At 35.1% G+C, this 24,190-nt stretch carries 21 protein-coding genes and 1 pseudogene; all 22 read left to right on the top strand.

Annotated features, from left to right (window positions below; genetic code table 11):
- Positions 1-2,034, top strand: a complete 2,034-nt coding sequence (gene flhA / locus EK386_RS02960) for a flagellar biosynthesis protein FlhA (protein WP_126657536.1) — start codon at positions 1-3, stop codon at positions 2,032-2,034.
- On the top strand, positions 2,031-3,179 hold the full coding sequence (gene flhF / locus EK386_RS02955; protein ID WP_126657535.1) for a flagellar biosynthesis GTPase FlhF: 1,149 nt from the start codon (positions 2,031-2,033) through the stop codon (positions 3,177-3,179). The genes flhA and flhF overlap by 4 nt, the downstream gene beginning before the upstream one ends.
- The gene (locus tag EK386_RS02950; RefSeq protein WP_126657534.1) at positions 3,176-4,048 is read left to right on the top strand and encodes a MinD/ParA family protein; all 873 of its coding nucleotides are present in this window, start codon (positions 3,176-3,178) and stop codon (positions 4,046-4,048) included. Before flhF ends, EK386_RS02950 begins: the two co-directional genes overlap by 4 nt.
- Complete coding sequence (locus tag EK386_RS02945) at positions 4,049-5,203, top strand: protein-glutamate methylesterase/protein-glutamine glutaminase (RefSeq protein WP_126657533.1); 1,155 nt, start codon at positions 4,049-4,051, stop codon at positions 5,201-5,203. It begins immediately after the preceding gene.
- A gap of 16 nt (positions 5,204-5,219) precedes the next feature.
- Positions 5,220-7,292 carry a chemotaxis protein CheA gene (locus EK386_RS02940; RefSeq protein WP_126657532.1) on the top strand — a complete coding sequence of 691 codons (2,073 nt, stop codon included), beginning with the start codon at positions 5,220-5,222 and terminating at the stop codon, positions 7,290-7,292.
- A gap of 28 nt (positions 7,293-7,320) precedes the next feature.
- Entirely contained in the window at positions 7,321-7,764 is a 444-nt protein-coding gene (locus EK386_RS02935; RefSeq protein ID WP_126657531.1) for a chemotaxis protein CheW, read from the top strand.
- Positions 7,765-7,805: 41 nt separating this feature from the next.
- Positions 7,806-8,438: a chemotaxis protein CheC gene (locus EK386_RS02930; RefSeq protein WP_126657530.1), complete on the top strand. Its 633-nt coding sequence runs from the start codon at positions 7,806-7,808 to the stop codon at positions 8,436-8,438.
- 8 nt (positions 8,439-8,446) lie between these two features.
- Complete coding sequence (locus tag EK386_RS02925; protein WP_370511971.1) at positions 8,447-8,944, top strand: chemotaxis protein CheD; 498 nt, start codon at positions 8,447-8,449, stop codon at positions 8,942-8,944.
- Positions 8,944-9,303 (top strand): hypothetical protein, encoded by a 360-nt coding sequence (locus EK386_RS02920; RefSeq protein ID WP_126657529.1) that lies wholly within the window; start codon positions 8,944-8,946, stop codon positions 9,301-9,303. Before EK386_RS02925 ends, EK386_RS02920 begins: the two co-directional genes overlap by 1 nt.
- A 191-nt stretch (positions 9,304-9,494) precedes the next feature.
- Positions 9,495-10,262 carry a FliA/WhiG family RNA polymerase sigma factor gene (locus tag EK386_RS02915; RefSeq protein ID WP_246027562.1) on the top strand — a complete coding sequence of 256 codons (768 nt, stop codon included), beginning with the start codon at positions 9,495-9,497 and terminating at the stop codon, positions 10,260-10,262.
- 227 nt (positions 10,263-10,489) lie between these two features.
- Complete coding sequence (locus tag EK386_RS02910) at positions 10,490-10,795, top strand: RNA polymerase subunit sigma (protein ID WP_126657527.1); 306 nt, start codon at positions 10,490-10,492, stop codon at positions 10,793-10,795.
- A gap of 10 nt (positions 10,796-10,805) precedes the next feature.
- Positions 10,806-11,378 carry a hypothetical protein gene (locus tag EK386_RS02905; protein WP_126657526.1) on the top strand — a complete coding sequence of 191 codons (573 nt, stop codon included), beginning with the start codon at positions 10,806-10,808 and terminating at the stop codon, positions 11,376-11,378.
- Positions 11,379-11,534: 156 nt separating this feature from the next.
- Positions 11,535-12,257, top strand: a complete 723-nt coding sequence (gene rpsB, locus EK386_RS02900; RefSeq protein WP_126657525.1) for a 30S ribosomal protein S2 — start codon at positions 11,535-11,537, stop codon at positions 12,255-12,257.
- Between the two features lie 245 nt (positions 12,258-12,502).
- Positions 12,503-13,387 carry a translation elongation factor Ts gene (gene tsf, locus EK386_RS02895; protein WP_126657524.1) on the top strand — a complete coding sequence of 295 codons (885 nt, stop codon included), beginning with the start codon at positions 12,503-12,505 and terminating at the stop codon, positions 13,385-13,387.
- Positions 13,388-13,575: 188 nt separating this feature from the next.
- Entirely contained in the window at positions 13,576-14,301 is a 726-nt protein-coding gene (pyrH, locus tag EK386_RS02890) for a UMP kinase (RefSeq protein WP_126657523.1), read from the top strand.
- Positions 14,301-14,858 (top strand): ribosome recycling factor, encoded by a 558-nt coding sequence (frr, locus tag EK386_RS02885; protein WP_126657522.1) that lies wholly within the window; start codon positions 14,301-14,303, stop codon positions 14,856-14,858. The genes pyrH and frr overlap by 1 nt, the downstream gene beginning before the upstream one ends.
- A gap of 208 nt (positions 14,859-15,066) precedes the next feature.
- Positions 15,067-15,858 (top strand): undecaprenyl pyrophosphate synthase, encoded by a 792-nt coding sequence (gene uppS / locus EK386_RS02880; RefSeq protein ID WP_126657521.1) that lies wholly within the window; start codon positions 15,067-15,069, stop codon positions 15,856-15,858.
- On the top strand, positions 15,855-16,649 hold the full coding sequence (locus EK386_RS02875) for a phosphatidate cytidylyltransferase (protein WP_126657520.1): 795 nt from the start codon (positions 15,855-15,857) through the stop codon (positions 16,647-16,649). The genes uppS and EK386_RS02875 overlap by 4 nt, the downstream gene beginning before the upstream one ends.
- Before the next feature lie 18 nt (positions 16,650-16,667).
- Positions 16,668-17,813, top strand: coding sequence for a 1-deoxy-D-xylulose-5-phosphate reductoisomerase (dxr, locus tag EK386_RS02870; RefSeq protein ID WP_126657519.1), 1,146 nt, complete (start codon positions 16,668-16,670; stop codon positions 17,811-17,813).
- A 49-nt stretch (positions 17,814-17,862) separates the two neighbouring features.
- The gene (rseP, locus tag EK386_RS02865; RefSeq protein ID WP_126657518.1) at positions 17,863-19,122 is read left to right on the top strand and encodes an RIP metalloprotease RseP; all 1,260 of its coding nucleotides are present in this window, start codon (positions 17,863-17,865) and stop codon (positions 19,120-19,122) included.
- Positions 19,123-19,370: 248 nt separating this feature from the next.
- The gene (locus tag EK386_RS02860) at positions 19,371-21,086 is read left to right on the top strand and encodes a proline--tRNA ligase (RefSeq protein WP_126657517.1); all 1,716 of its coding nucleotides are present in this window, start codon (positions 19,371-19,373) and stop codon (positions 21,084-21,086) included.
- A gap of 63 nt (positions 21,087-21,149) precedes the next feature.
- Positions 21,150-24,068 (top strand): annotated as a pseudogene (locus EK386_RS02855) (PolC-type DNA polymerase III); the annotation flags it as partial.
- Between the last annotated feature and the right edge of the window lie 122 nt (positions 24,069-24,190).

Here is a 24,190-nt window from a genome sequence, read left to right as displayed (position 1 = left end):
ATGAAATTTCGCGATTTAGGGGTTTTAGCTGCAGTTATATTAATTGTGGCCATGCTCATCATCCCTCTACCGACATGGTTATTAAGCTTTTTAATTATCATAAATATTACACTGTCCCTTTTAGTTTTATTAGTAGCAATGAATATGAAAGAAGCGCTAGACTTTGCAATATTTCCTTCAGTTATCTTGCTACTTACATTGTTCCGTTTAGGGTTAAGTATTTCCACTACTCGAGCCATTTTATCACAAGGGGATGCTGGGGATGTCGTTGAAACGTTCGGTCAATTTGTTACGGGCGGAAATGTTTTAGTCGGTTTAGTAATTTTCATGTTATTAGTTATTATAAACTTTATCGTTATTACAAAAGGTTCCGAACGTGTCGCTGAAGTTGCAGCTCGATTTACTTTAGATGCAATGCCAGGGAAACAAATGAGTATAGATGCGGATTTAAACGCAGGGATTATTTCTGAAAAAGATGCAAAAGAACGCCGAGAAAAAGTATCAAGAGAATCAGATTTTTATGGAGCAATGGATGGTGCCACTAAATTTGTAAAAGGTGATGCAATTGCTTCTATCATCATGGTATTTATTAACCTATTATTCGGTATTATTATTGGTATGTTACAACTTGATTATGCTATAGCAGATGCTGCTATGCATTTCTCAACACTAACAGTCGGGGATGGTCTAGTAGCACAAATTCCTGCACTACTAGTATCTACTGCTACTGGTATCGTTGTAACACGTGCAGCTTCAGATGGTAACTTAGGGGAAGATATTACAAGACAATTATTTGCACAATCTAAGTTACTATATATTGCAGGTGGAACAATATTTTTATTAGGATTATTCACGCCAATTCCTGAATGGATTACAATCCCAATAGCTGGTGTTCTGATTGGAGGCGCTTATATGACAAGCCGCAAAGATACAGAAGATCCCGAGGAATTATTGGAGATTGAAGAAGAGGTGGCAACAGATACGATTAAAAGCCCTGAAAATGTTGTTAACTTATTAAATGTTGATCCGATTGAATTTGAGTTTGGTTATGGTTTAATCCCTCTCGTTGATGCTGCACAGGGTGGGGATTTACTGGATCGAGTTGTAATGATCCGGCGCCAACTTGCACTTGAACTTGGCCTTGTTATACCAGTCGTTAGAATTCGAGATAACATTCAATTACAACCAAATGAATACCGAATTAAAGTAAAAGGTAATGAGATGGCAAGAGGTGAACTGTTACTCGATCATTATTTAGCAATGAGCCCTGGTGACGATGACTCCATTGAAGGAATTGATACAATTGAGCCGTCATTTGGTTTACCTGCAAAATGGATAACGGAAAAAACAAAAGAGGATGCAGAAATGCTAGGCTATACAGTAGTTGATCCTCCAAGTGTTGTATCCACTCATTTAACAGAAATTATTCGTGCAAATGCTCATGAGTTGTTAGGTCGACAAGAAACGAAACAATTAATCGATCATTTACACGAGAATTATCCGATTTTGGTTGATGAATTAACACCTACACCACTTTCGATTGGTGAAATTCAAAAAGTTTTAGCAAGATTGCTAAAAGAAAATGTATCAATCCGAAATTTACCAATTATATTTGAAACATTAGCGGATTATTCTAAGTTAACAAGCGATCCTGATATTTTAACTGAGTATGTACGTCAAGCATTAGCTAGACAAATTACTTCTCAATATGTTTCTGGGCAACCTACACTAAAGGTGATTACAATTCCCGGGAAATTGGAAAAGATAATTGCGGATAGTGTACAACAAACAGATCATGGAAATTATTTAGCTATGAACCCTCAAGATTCTCAATCTGTTCTTGAGGCCATTGCAAAGGAAGTTGAGAGAGTTTCATTTATGGAACAGTCACCAATTATACTTTGCTCTCCAGGTATACGTATGTATTTAAGGCAGTTAACCGAACGTTATTTTCCACAAATTCCAATTTTGTCCTATAATGAATTAGACGCTAATGTTGAAATCCAAAGTGTTGGGGTGGTGAATGTAGAATGAAGATGAAAAAGTATATTGCACCTTCGATAGCAGAAGCAATGAAACAAATCCGTGCTGAACTTGGGGAAGATGCTGTCATCATTAATTCGAAAGTTGTTATTACAAAAAAATTATTCGGTTTAATTAAACATAAAAATTTTGAAGTGCTTGCAGGAGTAGATCGTGTGGAGACAGCTAGCATGTCTCCACAATTTACTGACATGCTGGCTAATTCTGTTGTGACTGCTCCTAAAATCGAGCAACAGCAATCAGAAGTACATAATGTAGAATTAACAAATGAATTGAAAAGTGAATTAGCTGATTTAAAATCAATGTTGCAGTCGATGCAAAGACATAATATTCAATCCGAATTACCAAAAGAAATAGTACCTTTTATTGATTTCTTGAGACGTCAGGAGCTTAATGAAGAGCTCATCACGGCAATAAGTGATGAGCTTTTTGTGCATTATAAAAATACTGAAGAGTCAATATCTTTGATTAAAATAAAAGAAATTGCTAGCAAAGTGTTAAAAGAAGCACTTTTTAACTATCCAATGGGTGGTCTTTCATATCATAAAAAATATATTAATGTATTAGGACCAACAGGAGTAGGGAAAACAACGACTATTGCCAAGATGGCTGCGCGATCTGTATTGGAGAAAAAGAAAAAAATAGGGTTTATTACTACCGATACTTACCGGATTGCTGCTATTGAACAATTGAAAACATATGCCAATTTATTGCAAGCACCTGTTGAAATTGTTTATAGCGCAGATGACTATAAAAATGCATTAAATAAGTTTGAACATTTAGATTTAATTTTTATTGATACTGCCGGCAGAAATTATAAAGAAGCAAAGTATGTTGACGATTTAAAAAAGATCATTAATTTTGATGAGGATGTCGAATCTTTTTTAGTTTTATCTCTAACTTCGAAAGAACAAGATATGGAAGCGATTATTCAACAATTTAATGAAATTCCGATCGAAAAATTTATCTTTACAAAGGTAGATGAAACAAATTCTATTGGCACGATGTATAATTTAATGATTAAATATAATAAAGGACTTGCTTACTATACGAATGGACAAGAAGTACCAGAAGATATAGAAGAAGCAAATTTAGATAAAGTAATTGAATTGTTCTTTCAAGGAGAATTTCAATGAGAGATCAAGCTGAAAATTTAAGAATGAAAATGTTGAAAAATCAGGGTTCATTGGGTAGATCGATTGCAGTAGTTAGTGGTAAAGGTGGCGTTGGCAAAAGTAATTTTACAACCAACTTTGCCATTAATTTAGCTAAACTCGGAAAAAGAGTTGTTGTGTTAGATATGGATATTGGAATGGGAAATGTTCATATATTAATAGGAAAAACTGCCCAATTTAGTTTGAAGGACTATTTAGCAGGTGAGGTTACTTTAAAAGAAGTAATGTATGATGGACCGAATAATTTGCAATATATTTCAGGAGGCTCCGGGCTATCTTCTGTAATGGAATGGTCAAAACAAATGTTTGACTTGTTAATACAAGCATTTGAAGAGTTACAAAAGTCGTTTGATTATATTTTATTCGATATGGGGGCAGGTGCAGCAAATTGGTCACTTGATTTACTCACTTCCATAGATGAAATCATTGTCATTTCAACTGCCGAACCAACCTCTATAACGGATGCTTATTCCATGATGAAGTATATTCACATGAGAGATCAAGGAAAAGCCTTTTATTTATTGTGTAACAGAGCGTATACAAAAGAAGAAGGGCAAGAAACTTTAGACCGACTAAAAAACACAATGGTAAAATTTTTAGCTAAAGATGTGACGCTTTTAGGTTCACTACCGGAAGATCCTGTTGTCAGGAATGCTGTTCGGGAACAAGTACCTTTTTCGATTGCGTATCCCGAGGCACCAATTTCTAAAACATTAAAAGTAATTGTTAACAACTTTATACATCATGATATAGAAGAAGTACATGCAGATACTAATACAAATACATTTTTAAGTAAATTAAGAAGAATTTTTTCGAAAGGGCGTGGTTAGTTGGAGTTCTCAAAAAAAAGCAAGCTATTAATAGTGGATGATTCTGCTTTTATGAGAAAGCTGATTAGTGACTTTTTTGAAGGAAATTCATATGTAGAAGTAATCGGTACAGCGAGAAATGGTAAAGATGCAATTTCTAAGATTCAACAACTGGAACCCGACGTTGTAACAATGGATGTTGAAATGCCTGAAATGAATGGTTTAGAGGCGTTAAAAAGGATCATGGAGATTTGTCCAGTGCCGGTTATTATGTTGTCTAGTACGACAGTTAGTGGTGCTGAAAATACGTTAAGTGCAATGGAAAGCGGTGCAGTAGATTTTGTTGCCAAGCCGAGTGGAACAATTTCTCTTGATTTACACAAAATCAAAGAAGAATTAGTACATAAAGTGAAGCATGCTGCCAAAGTTCCTGTATCAAAACTTAAGCGTGTAGAACAAGCTGTCAAACAACCTACAAAAATAACGAATTTTAGTTCGATTAAACGTGAAACTATTTCAACAAACCACAAATTATTTCAACATAGATCTAACAAGGAGAGCAGTGAAATCAATATATCTAAAAGAAATTGGAGTAATACCTCTAAGAAAATTGTATTAATAGGAACTTCTACAGGAGGTCCTCGTGCATTACAAGAAGTGATTACAAAACTACCAAAAACGATAAAAGCACCTATTTTAATTGTTCAACATATGCCTGCTGGATTTACAAAATCTCTTGCAGACCGATTAAATCAGCTAAGTAAAATAGATGTGAAAGAAGCTGAGCATGGCGATATACTTCAAGATGGAAAAGCGTATATCGCACCTGGTGGCAGCCATTTAAAAATAAAGAAAGTAAATATGAATTTTCAAGTAGTATTAGATCAAACAGAACCACCTCGTTCAGGACATCGCCCAGCAGTTGATGTACTTTTTGAAAATGTAAGTACTTTTAATGATTTTGATAAAATTGCTGTTATTATGACCGGAATGGGGTACGATGGTTCAAAAGGTTTGAAAAATTTGAAAGAAAATGGAAATGTCATTGCAATTGCAGAATCAGCTGATACATGTATTGTCTATGGAATGCCTAAAGCCGCTGTTGAAACTCAACTGGTTGATGAAGTAGTAGATGTTGACGACATAGCGCAAACGATTATGAAATATTTGCCTTGAAAAGGAGTGTTGTCGTATGGAAGTGAACCAATATTTAGAAATGTTCATTGAGGAAAGTAAAGAACATTTACAAAGCTGTAGCGATAATCTATTAGAACTTGAAAAGAACCCTACTGATCTAGCCATCGTAAATGAAATTTTCCGTTCAGCTCATACGTTAAAAGGTATGTCTGCAACGATGGGATATGAAGATTTAGCTGATTTGACTCATAAAATGGAAAATGTTCTTGATGCAATTCGGAATGATAAAATTCATGTATCTCCAGAAATACTTGACGTTGTATTTGAATCAGTAGATCACCTAGAAGAGATGGTAATGGATATTGCGGATGGTGGAGATGGAAAAAGAAATGTATCGGAAACAGTAGCTAAATTAAAACGCATCGAATCAGGAGAACCAATACAAGCAGCTACAACCGTACAGATGGCTGAAAGTGAAGTAGCTGCAGGTGTTGCAGAACTTTCTTCAAATTTAGAATACGATGATTTTGAAAAAACAATTTTACTTCAATCAAGTGAACAAGGTTTTAATGCATTTGAAATAGCGATTACATTAAGAGCAGATTGTTTATTGAAAGCTGCGCGTGTTTATATGGTCTTTGATATTTTGGAGAAGAATGGTGATGTTGTTAAATCATCGCCTACAGTTGATCGTTTAGAAGAAGAACAATTTGATCAAGATTTCCAAGTTGCATATATTACAAAAATTCCAGCCGAAGAACTTCAAAGTAAAATTATGAAAGTTTCAGAGGTGGATAGAGTTATAATTACACAGCTTTCAAAAGAACAATTTATTCAATCTACTACGCAAGAAACTGTGAATCCAACCGTTGTAACTGTAGTTGAACCAGAACAAGTAGAGGCACAATTGCCGGTAGCAAAGCCAACTGAAGAAGTAGCAAATCAAAAATCAACTTCATCTAAACAAGCACATGCAGCTAGTAAAACGATACGTGTAAGTATTGAACGTTTAGATATACTCATGAACTTATTTGAAGAACTTGTCATTGATCGTGGTAGACTACAATCCATTGCAACAGAAGTAAATCATGGCGAATTGAATGAAACAGTTGAAAGAATGAGTCGTACAATGGGCGACTTGCAAAATATTGTACTAACAATGCGTATGATACCAATTGAAACGGTATTTAATCGATTCCCGAAAATGGTTCGAACGTTATCACGTGATTTAAAGAAAAAAATTAACCTTGAAATTATTGGAGCAGAAACAGAGTTAGATCGAACGGTTATTGATGAAATTGGTGACCCACTTGTCCATTTAATTCGAAATTCTGTGGATCATGGTATTGAAAATCCAGATGTTCGTCGCCAAAAAGGAAAACCTGAAGAAGGAAATGTTGTTTTACGCGCGTACCATAGCGGTAATTACGTATTTATTGAAATTGAAGATGACGGTGCAGGTATCAACCGAGAAAAAGTACTGAAAAAAGCTATTTCAAAAGGTATTGTGACGAAAGAATCAGCCCTTTCATTGTCAGATAAACAAATCAATGAGTTAATTTTAGCATCAGGTTTTTCAACTGCAGATGTCGTTTCAGATATTTCAGGACGTGGTGTAGGACTAGATGTTGTAAAAACAACAATTGAGTCGTTAGGTGGAAATATTTCCATTGACTCAACTGAAGGTGTAGGTTCTATCTTCTCCATTCAATTACCATTAACATTATCGATCATATCTGTCATGTTGGTAGAAATTGAAGAAGAAATATATGCAATTCCTCTATCATCGATTATAGAGACTTCTATCATTAAAAATAGTGAAATTTTAAACGCACACAATCAAAAAGTAATTGATTTCCGTGGAAAAGTTGTACCGTTGATCTTCTTAGAGGAAATTTTTGAAGTGCCTAGAAAAGAACGTATAGATGATGAGTTCCATTCTGTTGTGATTGTTCGAAAAGGCGAAAAACTTGCAGGATTAGTTGTAGATTCATTTATAGGCCAACAAGAAATCGTTTTAAAATCATTAGGAAATTATCTAACAAATATTTTTGCGATCTCTGGTGCAACAATTCTAGGAAATGGTAAAGTAGCTCTAATTGTGGATTGTAACGCGTTAATGAAGTAAAAAATCTAAGATGAAAGAGGTGTAGTAAATGAACGCACTTGAACAAGAATATTTAAAAGTTATTGTTTTTCAATTAGCTGATAAAGAGTATGCGATTCCTGTTTCAAATGTCCAAGGAATTGAAAAATTAATGCATATTACGCGCGTACCGAAAACGCAAAGGTATGTTAAAGGTGTTATTAATTTGCGTGGGGTAGTTACACCAATTATAGATTTACGTGAGCGTTTTAATATACCGATATCAGTTAATGAGGAGTCAACACGAATTATTATTATTACGCTCGACGAAATGGAAGTTGGATTTGTAGTAGACTCAGCTAATGACGTAATTGATATACCTGTTAATTCAATTGAACAACAACCAGAAATTGTTGGGTCTAATGAAGAAGAATTCATTTCTGGTGTGGCGAAATTGGATAGAAGATTACTGATATTATTGCATTTAGATAAAGTGTTAAATCCAGTAGAATAAACATTTCTCTTATCGGAAATGGTAAAAGTAGGGATTTAGTTATGATGAATAATCAGAAAATTACTTCTTTACACCTCGATGTATTGAAGGAAATAGGAAATATTGGTGCCGCCCATGCTGCAACTGCGCTATCGGATTTGTTAAATAAAAAAATCGATATGCGTGTACCAAAAGTTGAAATGGTTTCGTTTCATGAGATGATGGAACTTGCAGGTGGTTCTGAAAAAGTAGTAGTCGGTATTTATCTTCGTATTGAAGGTGATACGGAAGGTAGTATGTTCTTCATACTGCCGGTCGAACAAGCAAATCGTTTCATTCAACGACTAATAAGTGATGAATCCTTTAATTTTAACGATAATCCTGTTTCTGAGCTCGGACTATCGGCAATGCAAGAGATGGGCAACATATTATCTGGTTCGTACTTATCTGCGTTATCAGATTTTACGGGATTGAAAATTTATCCAACTGTTCCCGGAATAAGTGTTGATATGTTCGGTGCAATAATTAGTATAGGTCTTATAGAAATTTCACAAGTTAGTGATAACGTCATTGTCATAAATACATCCATCTTTGAAGAAGGCGTGGAAGACTCTGAAGAAGTAAGAGGTCATTTTTTCTTATTGCCAGATCCTGATTCATTTGAATCTATATTTAAAGCATTAGGAGTATCATAATGATGATCATGTCGAAGAATAACAACGTCATTAAAGTTGGAATTGCTCAGATGGATGTAGTAAAAATACCGAATACAATTCGAACTTCGGGTTTAGGTTCATGTGTTGGGGTTGTGTTATATGATGAAATGAAAAAGATTGCTGGAATGGTCCATATCATGTTACCCGAATCCACTTTAAGTAGAACAGAAACTGTAAATGTTGCAAAGTTTGCAGATACTGGGATAAATGCATTAATTGAGATGTTAAAACTTGAAGGGGTTCAAGCATTTCGTTTAAAGGCGAAAATAGCTGGTGGTGCACAGATGTTTAAGTTCACATCAGATAAAGATTCAATGCGCATTGGACCACGTAATGTAGAAGCAGTAAAGAAAGAGCTTCGAAAAAATGGTATTCCAATTGTCGCAGAGGATACAGGTGGAAATAGTGGCAGAACGATTGAATTTAACCCTGCTACTTGTAAACTGAGTATTCGAACGGTGAATCAAGGAGAGAGTGAAATATAATGTTTGGTTCAATATTTTATAATTGTTGGGGTGCGTTAATAGCTTTTTCAATGTATTTCTTCGTAACGCTTTCACAATCATATATGCCAACTCATATTCTAATAGGTTCTTCCATATGTGCTGTTATAGCTTTTGTTGCTATGTACATTGTGCGTTATGTTCTTTTTTATATATTTTATACGCCTGAGGATAAAATGTTTGATGAATTCAAAAAAGAAAATGACGAAAAGAATGAGCAACGGGCGAGTGAAAACAATACTAACTCTCATACAACTGTACAATATAATGATGAAAGTTCAGAGGAAATCGCAAAAGTCGTGCGAACAATGATGAATCAGGAAGAGCCAGTACGAAATTAGATAATTTTTTAAGAGCTATAAAAGGCTCTTTTTTTTTAGTTTTTTCGCAGCTGATCGAGCTACTTTCGCTTTTCGATGTTACAAATATAGGATTGTTAGGTAATATATTTAGTCTAATAGAAGCGTGTGATTTTCTCTCTTAATTTGTTATAATGTTTGATAGAAAAGGCAATTTAGAGAGGTGGATTCGGGTGGTACAAATAAAGCTAGATGAAGAGCAAAAACTTTGGAATAGCTGGATAAATGATCGAGATCCGCATGCAGGTGATTTATTAGTACAAAAATATAAACCGCTCGTAACTTATCATGTAGGTCGTATTGGTGCGGGTCTACCTAAAAATGTTTCCCGTGATGATTTGCTTAGTCTAGGTATGATGGGATTATTTGATGCATTAAATAAATTTGATATAAATAGAGATTTAAAATTTGATACATATGCCTCTTTTCGTGTGCGTGGGGCTATTATTGATGGGTTAAGAAAAGAAGATTGGTTACCGCGTTCAGCAAGGGAAAAAGCGAAAAAATTGGAAGTACAGATTGAACAACTTGAACAAAAATTAATGCGACATGCGACACCCGAAGAACTAGCAGAATATATGAATCTATCTGTAGATGAAGTATATCAAACAGTGCAAGAACACTTCTTTTCCAATATATTGTCAATTAATGAACAACAAGATCAGGAAGAAGCAGAGGGGAAAGCTTTTGTTATACGAGATGACAACACAAGAACGCCAGAACAGGAAGCTCTACACGCAGAACTGGTTGTTGATCTTGAAGAAAATATAAAGAAGTTAAATGAAAAGGAACAACTCGTTTTAAGTTTATTTTATACTGAAGAGATGACACTTACGGAAATTGGTGAACTTTTAGAACTATCAACGTCACGTATATCACAGATACATTCCAAAGCGTTATTTAAACTAAGAAAACTACTTTCAACTGAAATGACGATCTAAACATATAATTCATAACATTCATAGTGGACTTGTCTTGTGCCTTTATAATAAATGGGCACTTCAGGCAAGTCCTTTCAGTGCATAATCAGAATGTGATTTTGGTGTACTTATACCTTTAATTGGTAGTTGAATGAATCTGTCTATAAAAAGTTGATGACTACTATACCTTTATTTTTTACTAAAGTCATCTTCAATCGAGGAATAGAGATAAATTGGGGAGGAATTTCATGAGTTTAAAGGGGGTAGAATTGCAAATTGCAATTCCGAAAACATTTGATGCTGGAAAAGCAGTTGAACAGCATCAGCAAAATGTTATTCAACAACAACACAATGCGAATGAAGCACTTAATAAGGAGATTGAAAGAAAGCAACTTACGGTGATGGACACTGAAAAAACAGAACAGATTAATGATGAAGAACATGGCAATAGTAATCATAATGAAAATTCATCGAAAAAGAACAAGCAAGAAAAACAAAATGAAAAACAAGCAAAACATCCTTTTAAGGGAAATTTTATTGATTTTAGTGGATAGGGGTAAGTAAATGACATCATTTTTAATAATCATTCTCATTATTGCGCAGCTTATCTCCTTTTATTTAATCATCTTGTTAAATACGAAAATTGCGAAATTTAAACAGTTGGAAATCAAACAAGATAAGTTAATTAGGGAAATGGATGATGCGATTAGTGCATATCTAATTGAAATGCGAGAGGAAAATGATCGGTTAATTAAAGAACTATCGAATGTTAAAAAGACAGAAATAAAACAGCCTATTGAAAATGAAGATAAGCTCGTGACACTGGATAGGGAAACTGTAAATCATTCTATACCATCACCAAAAGAAGATTTTCCTATCGCAGACTTTGGATATCAGTCGAGACAAATTTTACCGAAAAGTATGGTTAAGAAAGCTTATCAGCAACAAAATCCTACTGTTGAGAATACACCAACAATCGATGTATCGCCCGCAAAGCAAAAAGATATTTCAACACTATCTACTTTTGAACAAAAAGTAATTCAACTTCATAACGAGGGAAATACAATAGAGCAAATCGCCAAAATTACACAAAAAGGTAAAACAGAAATAGAGTTACTATTAAAATTCCACTCATAAATTTGTTGCAGCTTATAAAATATTGTGATATATTATCAATTGGTGTTAATTACACACGTATTTTGATGTAGTAAGTGGTGCTTTTTGAATAAAAAGTTGCTTGTTACAAATGAAAAATGCGGAGGAAAAAAACCAAAATATTAGGAGGAAAAATTCATGTCAGTAATTTCAATGAAACAATTACTTGAAGCTGGTGTACATTTCGGTCACCAAACTCGCCGTTGGAACCCAAAAATGAAAAAATACATTTTTGTTGAGCGTAACGGTATCTACATTATCGATTTACAAAAAACAGTTAAAAAATTAGAGGAAGCTTACGACTTCATGCGCCAAGTTGGTCAAGATGGCGGTAAAGTACTTTTCGTAGGTACTAAAAAACAAGCACAAGAAGCGATTCAAGAAGAAGCTGAACGTTCTGGTAACTACTTCATTAACCAACGTTGGTTAGGCGGTACTTTAACAAACTTCGGTACAATTCAAAAACGCGTTGCTCGTATGAAAGCAATCGAAAAAATGGAAGAAGACGGTACTTTTGACGTACTTCCTAAAAAAGAAGTAATTCAACTTAAAAAAGAACACGAACGTCTTGTTAAATTCTTAGGCGGAATTCGTGATATGACTGATATTCCTGATGTAATGTTCGTGGTTGACCCACGTAAAGAGCGTATTGCTGTTGCAGAAGCTCGCAAATTAAATATTCCTATCGTAGGTATTGTTGATACAAACTGTGATCCAGATGAAATCGACTACGTAATCCCTGCAAATGACGATGCTATCCGCGCTGTTAAATTATTAACTGCAAAAATGGCTGATGCTTTAATCGAGTCAAAACAAGGTGAATCTGAAGCTCCAGCTGAAGAAGCAGTAGTTGCTGAGTAATTCACTATTTAAATTGACTTATTGCTAGGCTATTAGTGATAAGCTCTAGCCTGCACTTATGCAAATAAGAAAGTTACAAGCTTTCTTATCTGCCTACAAAAAAGGTGATAAGTGGATGAACCCCTTATCACCTTTTTTTAAAGTGTAAAGCTTTCGGCGCTAGCTTATTCACTTTTCTAGTAATGAACTTGAAATATTTGCTAATACTAAATTTAATATTCATTTAACTCAAGGAGGAACTTCAAATGGCAATTACTGCACAATTAGTAAAAGAACTTCGTGAAAAAACAGGCGCAGGTATGATGGACTGTAAAAAAGCATTAGTACAAACTGAGGGGAACTTAGAAGCTGCGATCGATTTCCTACGTGAAAAAGGTCTTTCATCAGCTGCTAAAAAAGCGGACCGTATCGCTGCAGAAGGTACTACTTACATTTTAGCTGAAGGAAATGAAGCAGTTATTCTTGAAGTAAATGCTGAAACAGACTTCGTAGCAAAAAATGATAAATTCCAAGTTTTAGTTTCAAATTTAGCACAACAACTTTTAGCTTCAAAACCAGAATCAACTGAAGCTGCATTAGAATTAAAAAATGAAGAAGGCGTATCAATTGCAGATCAAATCTCTACTGCAGTTGCTACAATTGGTGAAAAAATCACTCTTCGTCGTTTTGAAATCAAAGCTAAAACTGATGCTGATGCTTTCGGTGCTTACTTACACATGGGCGGTCGTATTGGAGTTTTAGTAGTTCTTGAAGGATCAGCTGATGAAGCTGCTGCAAAAGACGTAGCAATGCACATCGCTGCAATTAATCCTCAATATGTTTCACGTGATGAAGTTTCTGAAGAAGAAGTTGCTCGTGAGCGTAAAGTATTAACAGAACAAGCATTAAACGAAGGTAAACCAGAAAATATCGTTGCGAAAATGGTAGAAGGTCGTCTTGGTAAATATTTCGAAGACATCTGTTTATTAGATCAAACTTTCGTTAAAAATTCAGATCAAAAAGTTCGTGATTTCGTTAAATCAACTGGTGGTAATGTAACTTCATTCGTACGTTATGCTGTTGGTGAAGGTATTGAAAAACGCGAAGATAACTTTGCTGAAGAAGTAATGAACCAAGTAAAAGGTAACTAATACAATCAAATAGTTGATTGTGTTTAAAACACAATATACAGAGGTAGGGAGCACAATTAGAGTGTCTCCCTATTTTTCAAGGTATTGTTTTTAATTTTTTTGAAAATGAAACAATGTGTAGTAGTTTGAGCAGTTAGCTACTCTCGCTTTTCTTGGTGAGTTATAAATTTATGTGACGGAGGTTTCCTATGAGTGTGCCACAATACAAACGAGTAGTGATTAAAATTAGCGGGGAAGCATTAGCAGGAGAAGCTGGCTTCGGATTATCACCTAAAATTATTAAATCTGTTGCGGAAGATATTAAACAAGTAGTTGAACTTGGTGTTGAAGTAGCAGTTGTAGTAGGTGGGGGTAATATTTGGCGCGGTAAAGTCGGCAGTGAAATGGGCATGGATCGTGCATCGGCAGATTACATGGGAATGCTTGCTACAGTAATGAATTCATTAGCATTACAAGATTCATTAGAAAAATTAAATATTGAAACACGTGTTCAATCTTCAATCGTTATGACACAAGTAGCAGAGCCTTACATACGTAGAAAAGCGGTGCGTCATTTAGAGAAAAAACGCGTTGTTATTTTTGCGGCTGGGACAGGTAACCCATTCTTCTCAACAGATACAACGGCTGCTTTACGTGCTGCCGAAATTGATGCAGATGCGATTTTAATGGCAAAAAATAATGTGGATGGTGTTTATTCTGCAGATCCAAAAACAGATAGTACTGCTGTTAAGTATGACACACTCACATATTTAGATGTAATTCAACAAGGGTTACAAGTTATGGATTCTACTGCTTCCACTTTATGTATGGACAACGATATACCTTTAATAGTATTCTCAATTATGGATAAAGGAAATATTAAACGTGCCGTACTAGGTGATAAAATCGGTACAGTTGTAAGGAGGAATTTATAATGCCTAAACAAGTATTAGCTCAAACAAAAGATAAAATGGAAAAATCGATTTCTGCATTTAGTCGTGAATTAGCTTCTATTCGTGCAGGTCGTGCTAACGCATCCCTTTTAGACAGAATCTCAGTGGATTATTATGGAGCACCAACGCCAATTAATCAATTAGCTGGTGTCGCTGTACCTGAAGCACGCTTACTTGTCATTACACCTTATGATAAATCAATTTTAGGTGAAATTGAAAAAGCGATTATGAAATCCGATATTGGAATTACGCCGACGAATGATGGTAATGTAATTCGCTTAACAATTCCAGCGCTAACAGAAGAGCGTCGTAAAGAGCTTGTAAAAGTAGTGAAAAAAGAAGCAGAAGAAGCGAAAGTGGCAGTTCGTAATGTTCGTCGTGATGCGAATGATGATTTGAAAAAATTAGAAAAAAATGGCGAAATTACGGAAGATGATTTACGCGGATTTGGCGATGATATTCAAAAGTTAACAGATGAATATATCGTAAAAGTAGATCAACTAGCAAAAGAAAAAGAAAAAGAAATCTTGTCAGTATAATAAAACAAGAACTAAAAGGTGGATTAGGACGTCCTTATCATTAGGGCGTCTTTTTCTTTCAATTGGTATTGTCATGTTTGTAGTGCTTTATACATAAAAACCAATAAGTACAAATTATGCAAAACTTTAAGAAAAAACGGACACATACTTTCGTTTTTGATATGATAAGAAAGAATACGTCCAAAATGTTGGCAGGTGGGGGAAAATAATGTTCAAAAGAATATTTGGAAAGTCAAAAATAGAGAAGAGTTTATTGGAGGAACAAAAGAATCTTTCAAAAAATGACTTGATTCCAACACATATTGCAATCATTATGGACGGAAACGGACGATGGGCTAAAAAAAGAGCAATGCCAAGAATTGCTGGACATCATGAAGGAATGAAAACCGTTCGAAAAATTGCTCGATGTGCGGATGATGTAGGAATAAAAATCTTAACACTATATGCCTTTTCAACAGAAAATTGGAAAAGACCAAAACAAGAAGTAGACTTTTTAATGAGTTTACCACAACAATTTTTAAAATCTTTTATGCCTGAAATTATGGAACGTAATATACGTGTCCAATTAATAGGTGAAAAAGATGAATTACCTCAAACGACAAAGGCTGTATTAAATGAGGCAATGGAAAAAACAAAAGATAATACGGGTTTAATATTAAATTTTGCAATGAATTATGGTAGTCGAGCTGAAATAGTTAAAGCAATGAAGGATATAATGATAGAAGTAAGAGATGGTAAATTAACTATTGACGATATTAATGAAGAAACCATCAATGATTATTTAATGACATCGCAGCTTCCAGAACCCGATTTGCTCATTCGTACGAGTGGAGAAGTTCGACTAAGTAATTTTATGTTATGGCAACTCGCCTATACGGAGTTTTGGTTTACGGATACGCTTTGGCCAGATTTTGATGAACAATGTTTTATGGAAGCGATATTGGATTATCAAAAGCGTAATCGTCGCTACGGTGGGTTGAAAGGGGAAGAAATGAATTGAAGCAACGAATCATCACTGCAATAATTGCTGCAGCACTATTTATTCCATTTGTACTAATAGGGAAACTACCATTTACAATTTTAGTTTATATAATTGCAGCAGTAGGAATATATGAACTTTTACGTATGAAAAATATTTCTATACGATCTATTCCAGGAATCATTGGTTTACTAACGGTATTTACGATGCTTCTTCCTGAGATGTATACAACTGAGCTTATAAAGTTAACTAGCTTTTCAAAGTTAGAATTATTAATGATTGGTGTTATTTTACTTTTAATTTATTCGGTAGTCGTGAAAAATCATTTTACCTTCGATGACGTTGGCTTTATTTTAATAAGTGCTCTTTATGTAGGAATTGGCTTTTATTATCTGATCGAAACAAGAAATGAAGGCTTGCATTTTATTATTTTTGCACTTCTTATTGTTTGGACAACGGATTCAGGGGCTTATTTTATTGGAAGAAAACTTGGAAAGAAAAAGCTCTGGCCAGAAATTTCACCAAATAAAACTGTTGAAGGCTTTATAGGCGGAATTATTACGGCTGTTGTATTTGCATCTATTATGCAAATGGTATATCCAATATCTGATTCATGGTTAGCACTGATTGTTATATCAATTGTTGCTTCTATTTTTGGCCAGTTAGGAGATTTAGTTGAATCTGCTATCAAACGACATTATAACGTGAAAGATTCAGGTACGATCTTGCCTGGTCATGGTGGAATATTAGATCGTTTTGATAGTTTATTGTTTGTATTACCATTACTACATTTTTTACAATTTGTTAGTTAGGTGAAGGGATGAAACGTTTTGAAAAAAATTAGTTTATTAGGTGCAACGGGTTCTATAGGATGGCAAACCTATGATATTTTACGTAGTCATCCGGAAAAATTTAAACTGGTTGCGTTTTCAGCAGGTGCAAATATTGAAAAGACACGTCAAATTATTGAACATTTACAACCTGAGCTCGTTTCGGTAAAAGCAGAACAAGATGCGATTACACTAAAAAAAGATTACCCACATATTGAATTTGCATATGGTGAAAAGGGATTAGTGGATGTAGCTACACACCCAGACTCTACCGTGTTAGTAAATGCTGTGTTAGGAAGTGTTGGGTTAGAATCAACACTGGCTGCAATTCGTATGGGGAAAACGATTGCCATTGCCAATAAGGAAACACTCGTGACAGCAGGACATCTAGTCATGTCAGAAGCGAGAAAATATAATGTACCAATATTACCAGTTGATAGTGAACACTCGGCTGTTTTCCAATCGATGAATGGGGAAAATCCAAAGCAAATTGAACGGATTATTTTAACGGCATCAGGTGGTTCTTTCCGAGATCAATCACGAGAAGAGTTGAAAAATGTTACAGTAAAAGATGCGCTAAATCATCCAAATTGGTCGATGGGCGCTAAAATTACAATCGATTCTGCTACCATGATGAATAAAGGGTTAGAGGTAATCGAAGCACACGTATTATTTAATATGCCTTTTGAAAAAATTGACGTTTTATTACATAGAGAAAGTATTATTCATTCATTAGTTGAGTATGATGATACAAGTGTCATTGCTCAACTAGGTACGCCAGATATGCGTGTACCAATTCAATATGCTCTTAGTTACCCAGACCGGTTACCACTAGTAGGGGGCAAGCGTTTAAACTTAGCACAAATTGGACAACTCCACTTTAAAGAAGTAGATTTTGACCGTTATCGTGCATTGAAGCTTGCTTATGATGCAGGTCAAGCTGGCGGTACTGTTTTAACTGCTATGAACGCAGCAAATGAAGCAGCAGTCGCTTTATTTTTACAGGAAAAAATTACGTTTTTACAAATTGAAGAAATCATTGAACAAATTATGAATGACCATAACAATATCTTATTACCCGATTTAGAAACAATACTACATGTTGATAGCGAAACAAGAAAAACAGTAGAAGGCATGGTAAAATAGATAGAGTGAGCATAGACTAAGAAAACTTGCTCTTTAAAGGTGGGATCGTATGCAAACCGTTATAGCATTTATCATCGTTTTCGGATCATTAGTCTTTTTCCATGAACTTGGGCACTTTATTTTTGCAAAACGAGCTGGCATTATGGTACGTGAATTTGCAATCGGTATGGGTCCAAAAATATTTGGAATGACAAAAGGTGAGACGTTATATACCATTCGCTTATTACCGCTTGGTGGATATGTGCGAATGGCAGGAGAAGATATTGATAAAATTGAACTTCAGCCAGGTTATCGAGTAGGGATTATTTTAAACCGTGATAACGTTGCAGAAAAAATTTATTTAAATCAAAAAGTTCAAAATCCCAATGTATTATTTATGGAGGTTGAACGGGCGGATTTAGAAGCGGGCTTATGGATTGAAGGGTACGATGAGGAAGATCAATTTATTCGAATCGACGTTTCAAGAACAGCAAAAATCGTTGAAAATGGAACTGAAACAATTATTGCACCACTTGACCGTCAATTTAATTCAAAAACAGTTGGTCAACGTGCGATGGCAATTTTTGCAGGACCATTGTTTAATTTCATTTTAGCCTTTGCTATTTTTATCGTCCTTGCTTTACTAACGGGTATTCCAACAACGGACCCACTCATCAAGGGAATTGTGGATGATTCGCCAGCACAACAAGCTGGGTTACAAGATGGCGATTTAGTAAAATCCATTGATGGAGTAGCTGTCCAAGATTGGCAAGGAATTGTGAATATTGTTCAAGAAAACCCTGGCGAAAAATTAACGTTTACAATTGATCGAGATGGACAAGCACAACAATTTACGGTTATTCCAAAAGCATTTGAAAATGAGCAGGGTGTCGTTGTTGGTCAGATTGGTGTGTATAGTCCAATAGAAGATGCCAATATATTAGATGCTATTGTATTTGGAGCTCAAAAAACATTAGAATTTTCAACGTTAATCTTTACATTGCTCTATGAATTAATTGTGATTAATTTTGACATAGATGCTCTATCAGGCCCAGTTGGAATTTATAAAGCCACAGAAGAAGTAGCTCAATATGGCATTTATAATTTAATGAATTGGGCAGCAGTACTGAGTATAAACCTTGGTATTATGAATTTACTACCTTTACCAGCATTGGACGGTGGTCGACTTCTATTCTTTGGTTTAGAAGCGTTACGTGGTAAACCAGTGGATCGTCAAAAAGAAGGTCTAGTCCATTTTGTAGGGATTGTTTTATTAATGATTCTTATGGTCATTGTCACTTGGAAAGACATTAAACTGTTCTTCTTCTAATAGGAACGATACAAACAGTCGGAGTTTAAACAGTGTGTAGCTCTTTCGCTTTTCTTAATTGAAACTCGAAACTTTTCCTAAACCTTATTCATTTATGGTAAAATCCAAAATGAATAAGGTTTATCTTTTTAAAAAGATAAGTAATATTTCTCCATTAATCCTCAGATTGGAGAACATTATTTGTATTTCTATCGTATCTAGCTACTTTCGCTTTTTGTGTAAAAGTAATTGAAAAAGGTGGAGCACTTATGAAACAAAGCAAAACATTAATTCCAACAATGCGAGAAGTGCCTTCAGATATTGAAGTGAAATCTTATAAAATGCTATTGAAAGCCGGTTTTTTAAGACCGAGCACGTCGGGTGTGTATTCCTATTTACCATTATCAAAAAGAGTACTAAATAAAATAGAGAAAATTGTTCGAGAGGAAATTGAGGCAGTAGGGGCTATTGAAATTTCAATGGCCACACTTCAACCACGTACAGTATGGGAGCAATCGAATCGACTTCAATATTTTGGTGATGAATTATTCAATTTAACTGACCGTTCGAATCGAGATGTAGTACTTGCACCAACAAACGAAGAAGTTGTGACAATGTTAGTCAGCGATGAGGTCCAATCTTATAAAAAGCTACCCTTAATGTTCTATCAAATTCAAACAAAATATAGAGATGAAAAGAAGTATAGAAAAGGTCTTTTACGTAGCCGTGAATTTTTAATGAATGATACGTATTCATTTCATGCAAGTGAAGAAAGTTTAGAGAATACATATCATGAAGTTACTCAGGCTTATACGAATATTTTGAACCGTCTTCGATTAAGTTTTCTCCTAGTCGAATCAGATACACAAGTTGTTGGTGGCATTGCAGCAAAGGAATTTATTATTCCTTCTAACGAGGGCGATACGATTATTGCTAGTTCTAATCAATCAAACTATGCTGCAAATATAGAATTCGCTAAAGTTATAAATATTGATGAAGAAACAAAAGGCACACTAAAGGAATTAGAAAAGGTGCCAACACCAAATATTAAGACCATTGATGACGTATGTACATTTTTTAATATTGAACCTTCAAGTTGTATAAAAACATTGATTTATTCAATGAACGATGAGTTTGTTATTGTGTTAGTACGAGGAGATCATCAAATAAATGAAGTGAAATTAAAAAATGTGTGTAAAACGCCCTCCTTACGTTTAGCAACGGAAGAGGAAATTTATTCGTTACTTAATTGTTCTACTGGATCAATTGGGCCAATCAAACTACCAATTAATACAAAGGTCATCGCAGATTTTTCAATTAAAGCGTTGCAAAATGTAGTAGCGGGTTCAAACGAAGATGGCTACCACTATCAAAATGTGAATCCAGAAAGAGATTTTGCCGTTAATTCCTATGAAGATATACGCTATATTCAAGAGGGAGATATTTCGCCAGATGGTAATGGTATAACTCAATTGATAAAGGGATTTGAAGTTGGGCATATTCGTAAAGTAGGTACATACTACTCCGAAAAATGCAATGCAAGTTTTATTGATGAAAATGATATACCCAATGCACTTATAATGGGCAGTTATCAGCTTGGGATATCACGATTATTTGCCATTCTTGCCGAAAAATATCAGGATGAAAATGGCTTTGTATGGCCAACACATTTATCCCCATATGATATTCATCTTATTCCTGTAAATCGAGAAGATGAAGGGCAATGGAACCTGGCTAATGAACTATATAACATCTTAACTTTTTACCATTTTGCCGTATTGTTTGATGATCGATATGAGCGAGCGGGAGTTAAATTTACAGATTCTGATTTAATTGGTTTACCTGTTCGTGTCACGATTGGTAAAAAAGCAAATGAAGGAATTGTGGAAGTTAAAATTAGAAGTACCGGTGAAACTTTTGAATGGGCGAAGGAAGAATTAATTGATCGCTTAAATGAGTTTTTCCGAACGGATTCATATCACTAAACGATTAGGAAGTACAACGGTGTACTTCCTTTCTATCATTTTATAACCAAGGTGGTGAGTTTAATGTCAGAAGTTCAAGAAGCGAGAGAAAGATTTCTAACATTATTACAACAATTACAACTTACGGAAGATGTCTACATGTCATTTTTTGAACATGGAGAACTCACGCGATTAACCGTACATCAAAAAAGAAGAGTCTGGAGTTTCCACATTAAACTCCAAAATGTATTACCGTTTCAGCTTTATCAGCTTTTTCGAACAAGGCTTGCGGAACAGTTTTCACATATCGCACAAGTGGTGTTTACGATTGAAACAAGAGAACCCCAAATAAATGAACAATTAATAACAGATTATTGGCTAACGGCAATTGAATATGTAGATACATCTCCACCTATTAAAGAGCGATTAATTACTCAAATGCCACAATGGACAGGTAATAAATTAATAGTGTCATGTATGGCAGAGATGGAACAATTAACGTTAAAGTCAAAATATACAAATAAAATTGTTGAAAGCTACCAAAGTTTAGGGTTCCCAGCAATATCCGTTGATTTTCAATTAGTTGAAGCAACAGATGAAATGAAAGAGGCTCAAGCCATCTATATGGAGCAACGGCAAATGGAAGAAGCCCAATTAGCAAGACAAGCGATGGAGGATTTCCAAAGTCGTGAAAAAGTAAAAAGTGAGACACCCGATGCAATACCGACTGGGCCATTTCAATTGGGGAGTCATATTAAAGACATTGAAATTCGAGAAATACGTGGAATCTTTGAGGAAGAGCGTCGTGTCGTGATCGAAGGATTTGTCTTTGCCGTTGACATTAAAGAATTAAAGAGTGGTCGTTCCTTATTAGAGCTGAAAATGACAGACTACACAGATTCAATTTTAGTCAAAATGTTTTCGCGTGATAAAGAAGACGCAGAAATTATGACGAGATTAAAAAAGGGCATGTGGATCAAAGTACGAGGATCAGTTCAAAATGATACGTTTGTGCGTGATTTAGTCATTATGGCTCAAGATATAAATGAGATTCATAAAGAATCAAAAAAAGACCTTGCACCAGAAGGCGAAAAACGTGTCGAATTGCATCTTCATACACCGATGAGTCAAATGGATGCAGTAACACCAATTGATCAATTAGTGGCCCAAGCGGCAAAATGGGGACATTCTGCAATTGCAATAACTGACCATGCCGTAGCACAAGGATTTCCCGATGCTTTTGCTGCAGGAAAAAAACATGGGATTAAAATCATTTACGGTGTTGAAGCGAATTTAGTAGATGATGGTGCACAAATTGCTTATGCAGAACAACATATTCATTTAGACGATGCGACATTTGTCGTATTTGACGTTGAGACGACAGGTTTATCAACTGCTTACGATACGATTATCGAACTGGCTGCTGTTAAAATTAGGGAAGGAAAAGTCATTGAGAAATTTGAACGCTTTGCAAACCCCCATAAACCTTTATCAGCAAAAATTATTGAGTTAACCCATATTACAGATGATATGTTACGCGATGCACCTGAAGTCGATCAGGTTGTTTCTGAGTTTAAAGAATTTATTGGAGACGCAATTGTCGTTGCCCATAATGCATCCTTTGATATTGGGTTCTTATATACAGCCTATGAAAAAGCCGGGATTCAAGGAGTTATTCATCCTGTTATTGATACGTTAGAATTATCGCGTTTTTTAAATCCAACATTAAAAAGCCATCGTTTAAATACATTGTGTAAACGTTACGGAATCGAATTAACCCAACATCACCGTGCTATTTATGATACAGAAGCTACTGGTGAATTAATGCTCCATTTACTAAAGGAAGCAAAAGATCGTGGAGTCCAATACCATGATGAGTTTAATCAGCAAATTAATAAAAACGAAAGCTATAAATCCGCTAGACCATATCATTGTTCGATTTTAGCGGTTGATAATGATGGATTGAAAAATTTATTTAAGCTGATTTCGATGGCACATACGCAAACCTATCATCGTGTGCCACGTATACGTCGATCCGATTTAATAAAACTACGACAAGGTTTATTAATCGGCTCTGGTTGTAATAATGGTGAATTATTCGAAACGATGATGAATAAATCTCCTGAAGAAGCTGAAAAGGTAGCGCGGTTTTATGATTATATTGAAGTGCATCCAAAACCTGTCTATTCGCAATTAATTGAGGGTGGAGTTATCCATGATGAGTGGAATTTAGAAGATATTATTCGGAAATTAGTGAAGCTTGGTAAAAAAATAGGAAAACCAGTCGTTGCAACAGGGAATGTTCACTATCTTCATGAAAATGATGCCGTATTTAGACAGATTTTAGTCGGATCGCAAGGTGGGGCGAACCCATTAAATCGGTACAAGTTACCAGCTGTCCATTTCCGCACAACAGACGAGATGCTAAAAGAATTTGATTTCTTAGGTCCTGATTTAGCAAAAGAAATCGTTGTAACGAATACACAAAAAGTAGCAAATATGATTAGTGAAGTAAAACCAATAAAAGATGATTTATATACACCAAAAATTGAAGGCTCTGATGAAGAGGTTACAAATTTAACTTATGAAATGGCTCATAGAATTTATGGTGAAGACTTACCTGAAATTGTAAAGGCTCGAATTGAGAAAGAGCTTAAATCGATTTTAGGAAACGGATTCGGGGTAATCTATTTAATCTCTGCAAAACTGGTGAAAAAATCGTTGGCAGATGGTTACTTAGTAGGGTCAAGGGGGTCTGTTGGATCTTCCCTAGTAGCAACATTTATGGAAATTACGGAGGTTAATCCACTACCACCTCATTATGTTTGCCCTAGTTGTAAAAATGTTGAGTTTTTCGATGATGGATCGGTCGGAAGTGGTTTCGACTTACCGAACAAAGATTGTCCGAAATGCGGGACAAATTACAAAAAAGATGGACAAGACATACCGTTTGAAACGTTCCTAGGATTTAAAGGAGATAAGGTACCTGATATCGATTTGAGTGCGACACGTTGCTAATTGAAAAGATTAGCCACTAGCTTTTGCTAGGAGAACTGCTATTTCGAAGTGTGGAATGACGGAGTAACGCCCTGAAACACACTCACTGAAGCTACGACATGCGAATG

Origin of the sequence: Lysinibacillus antri, from assembly GCF_003977595.1 — a bacterium.
GTDB lineage: Bacteria > Bacillota > Bacilli > Bacillales_A > Planococcaceae > Ureibacillus > Ureibacillus antri.
This window is presented reverse-complemented; position numbering and strand designations above follow the sequence as displayed.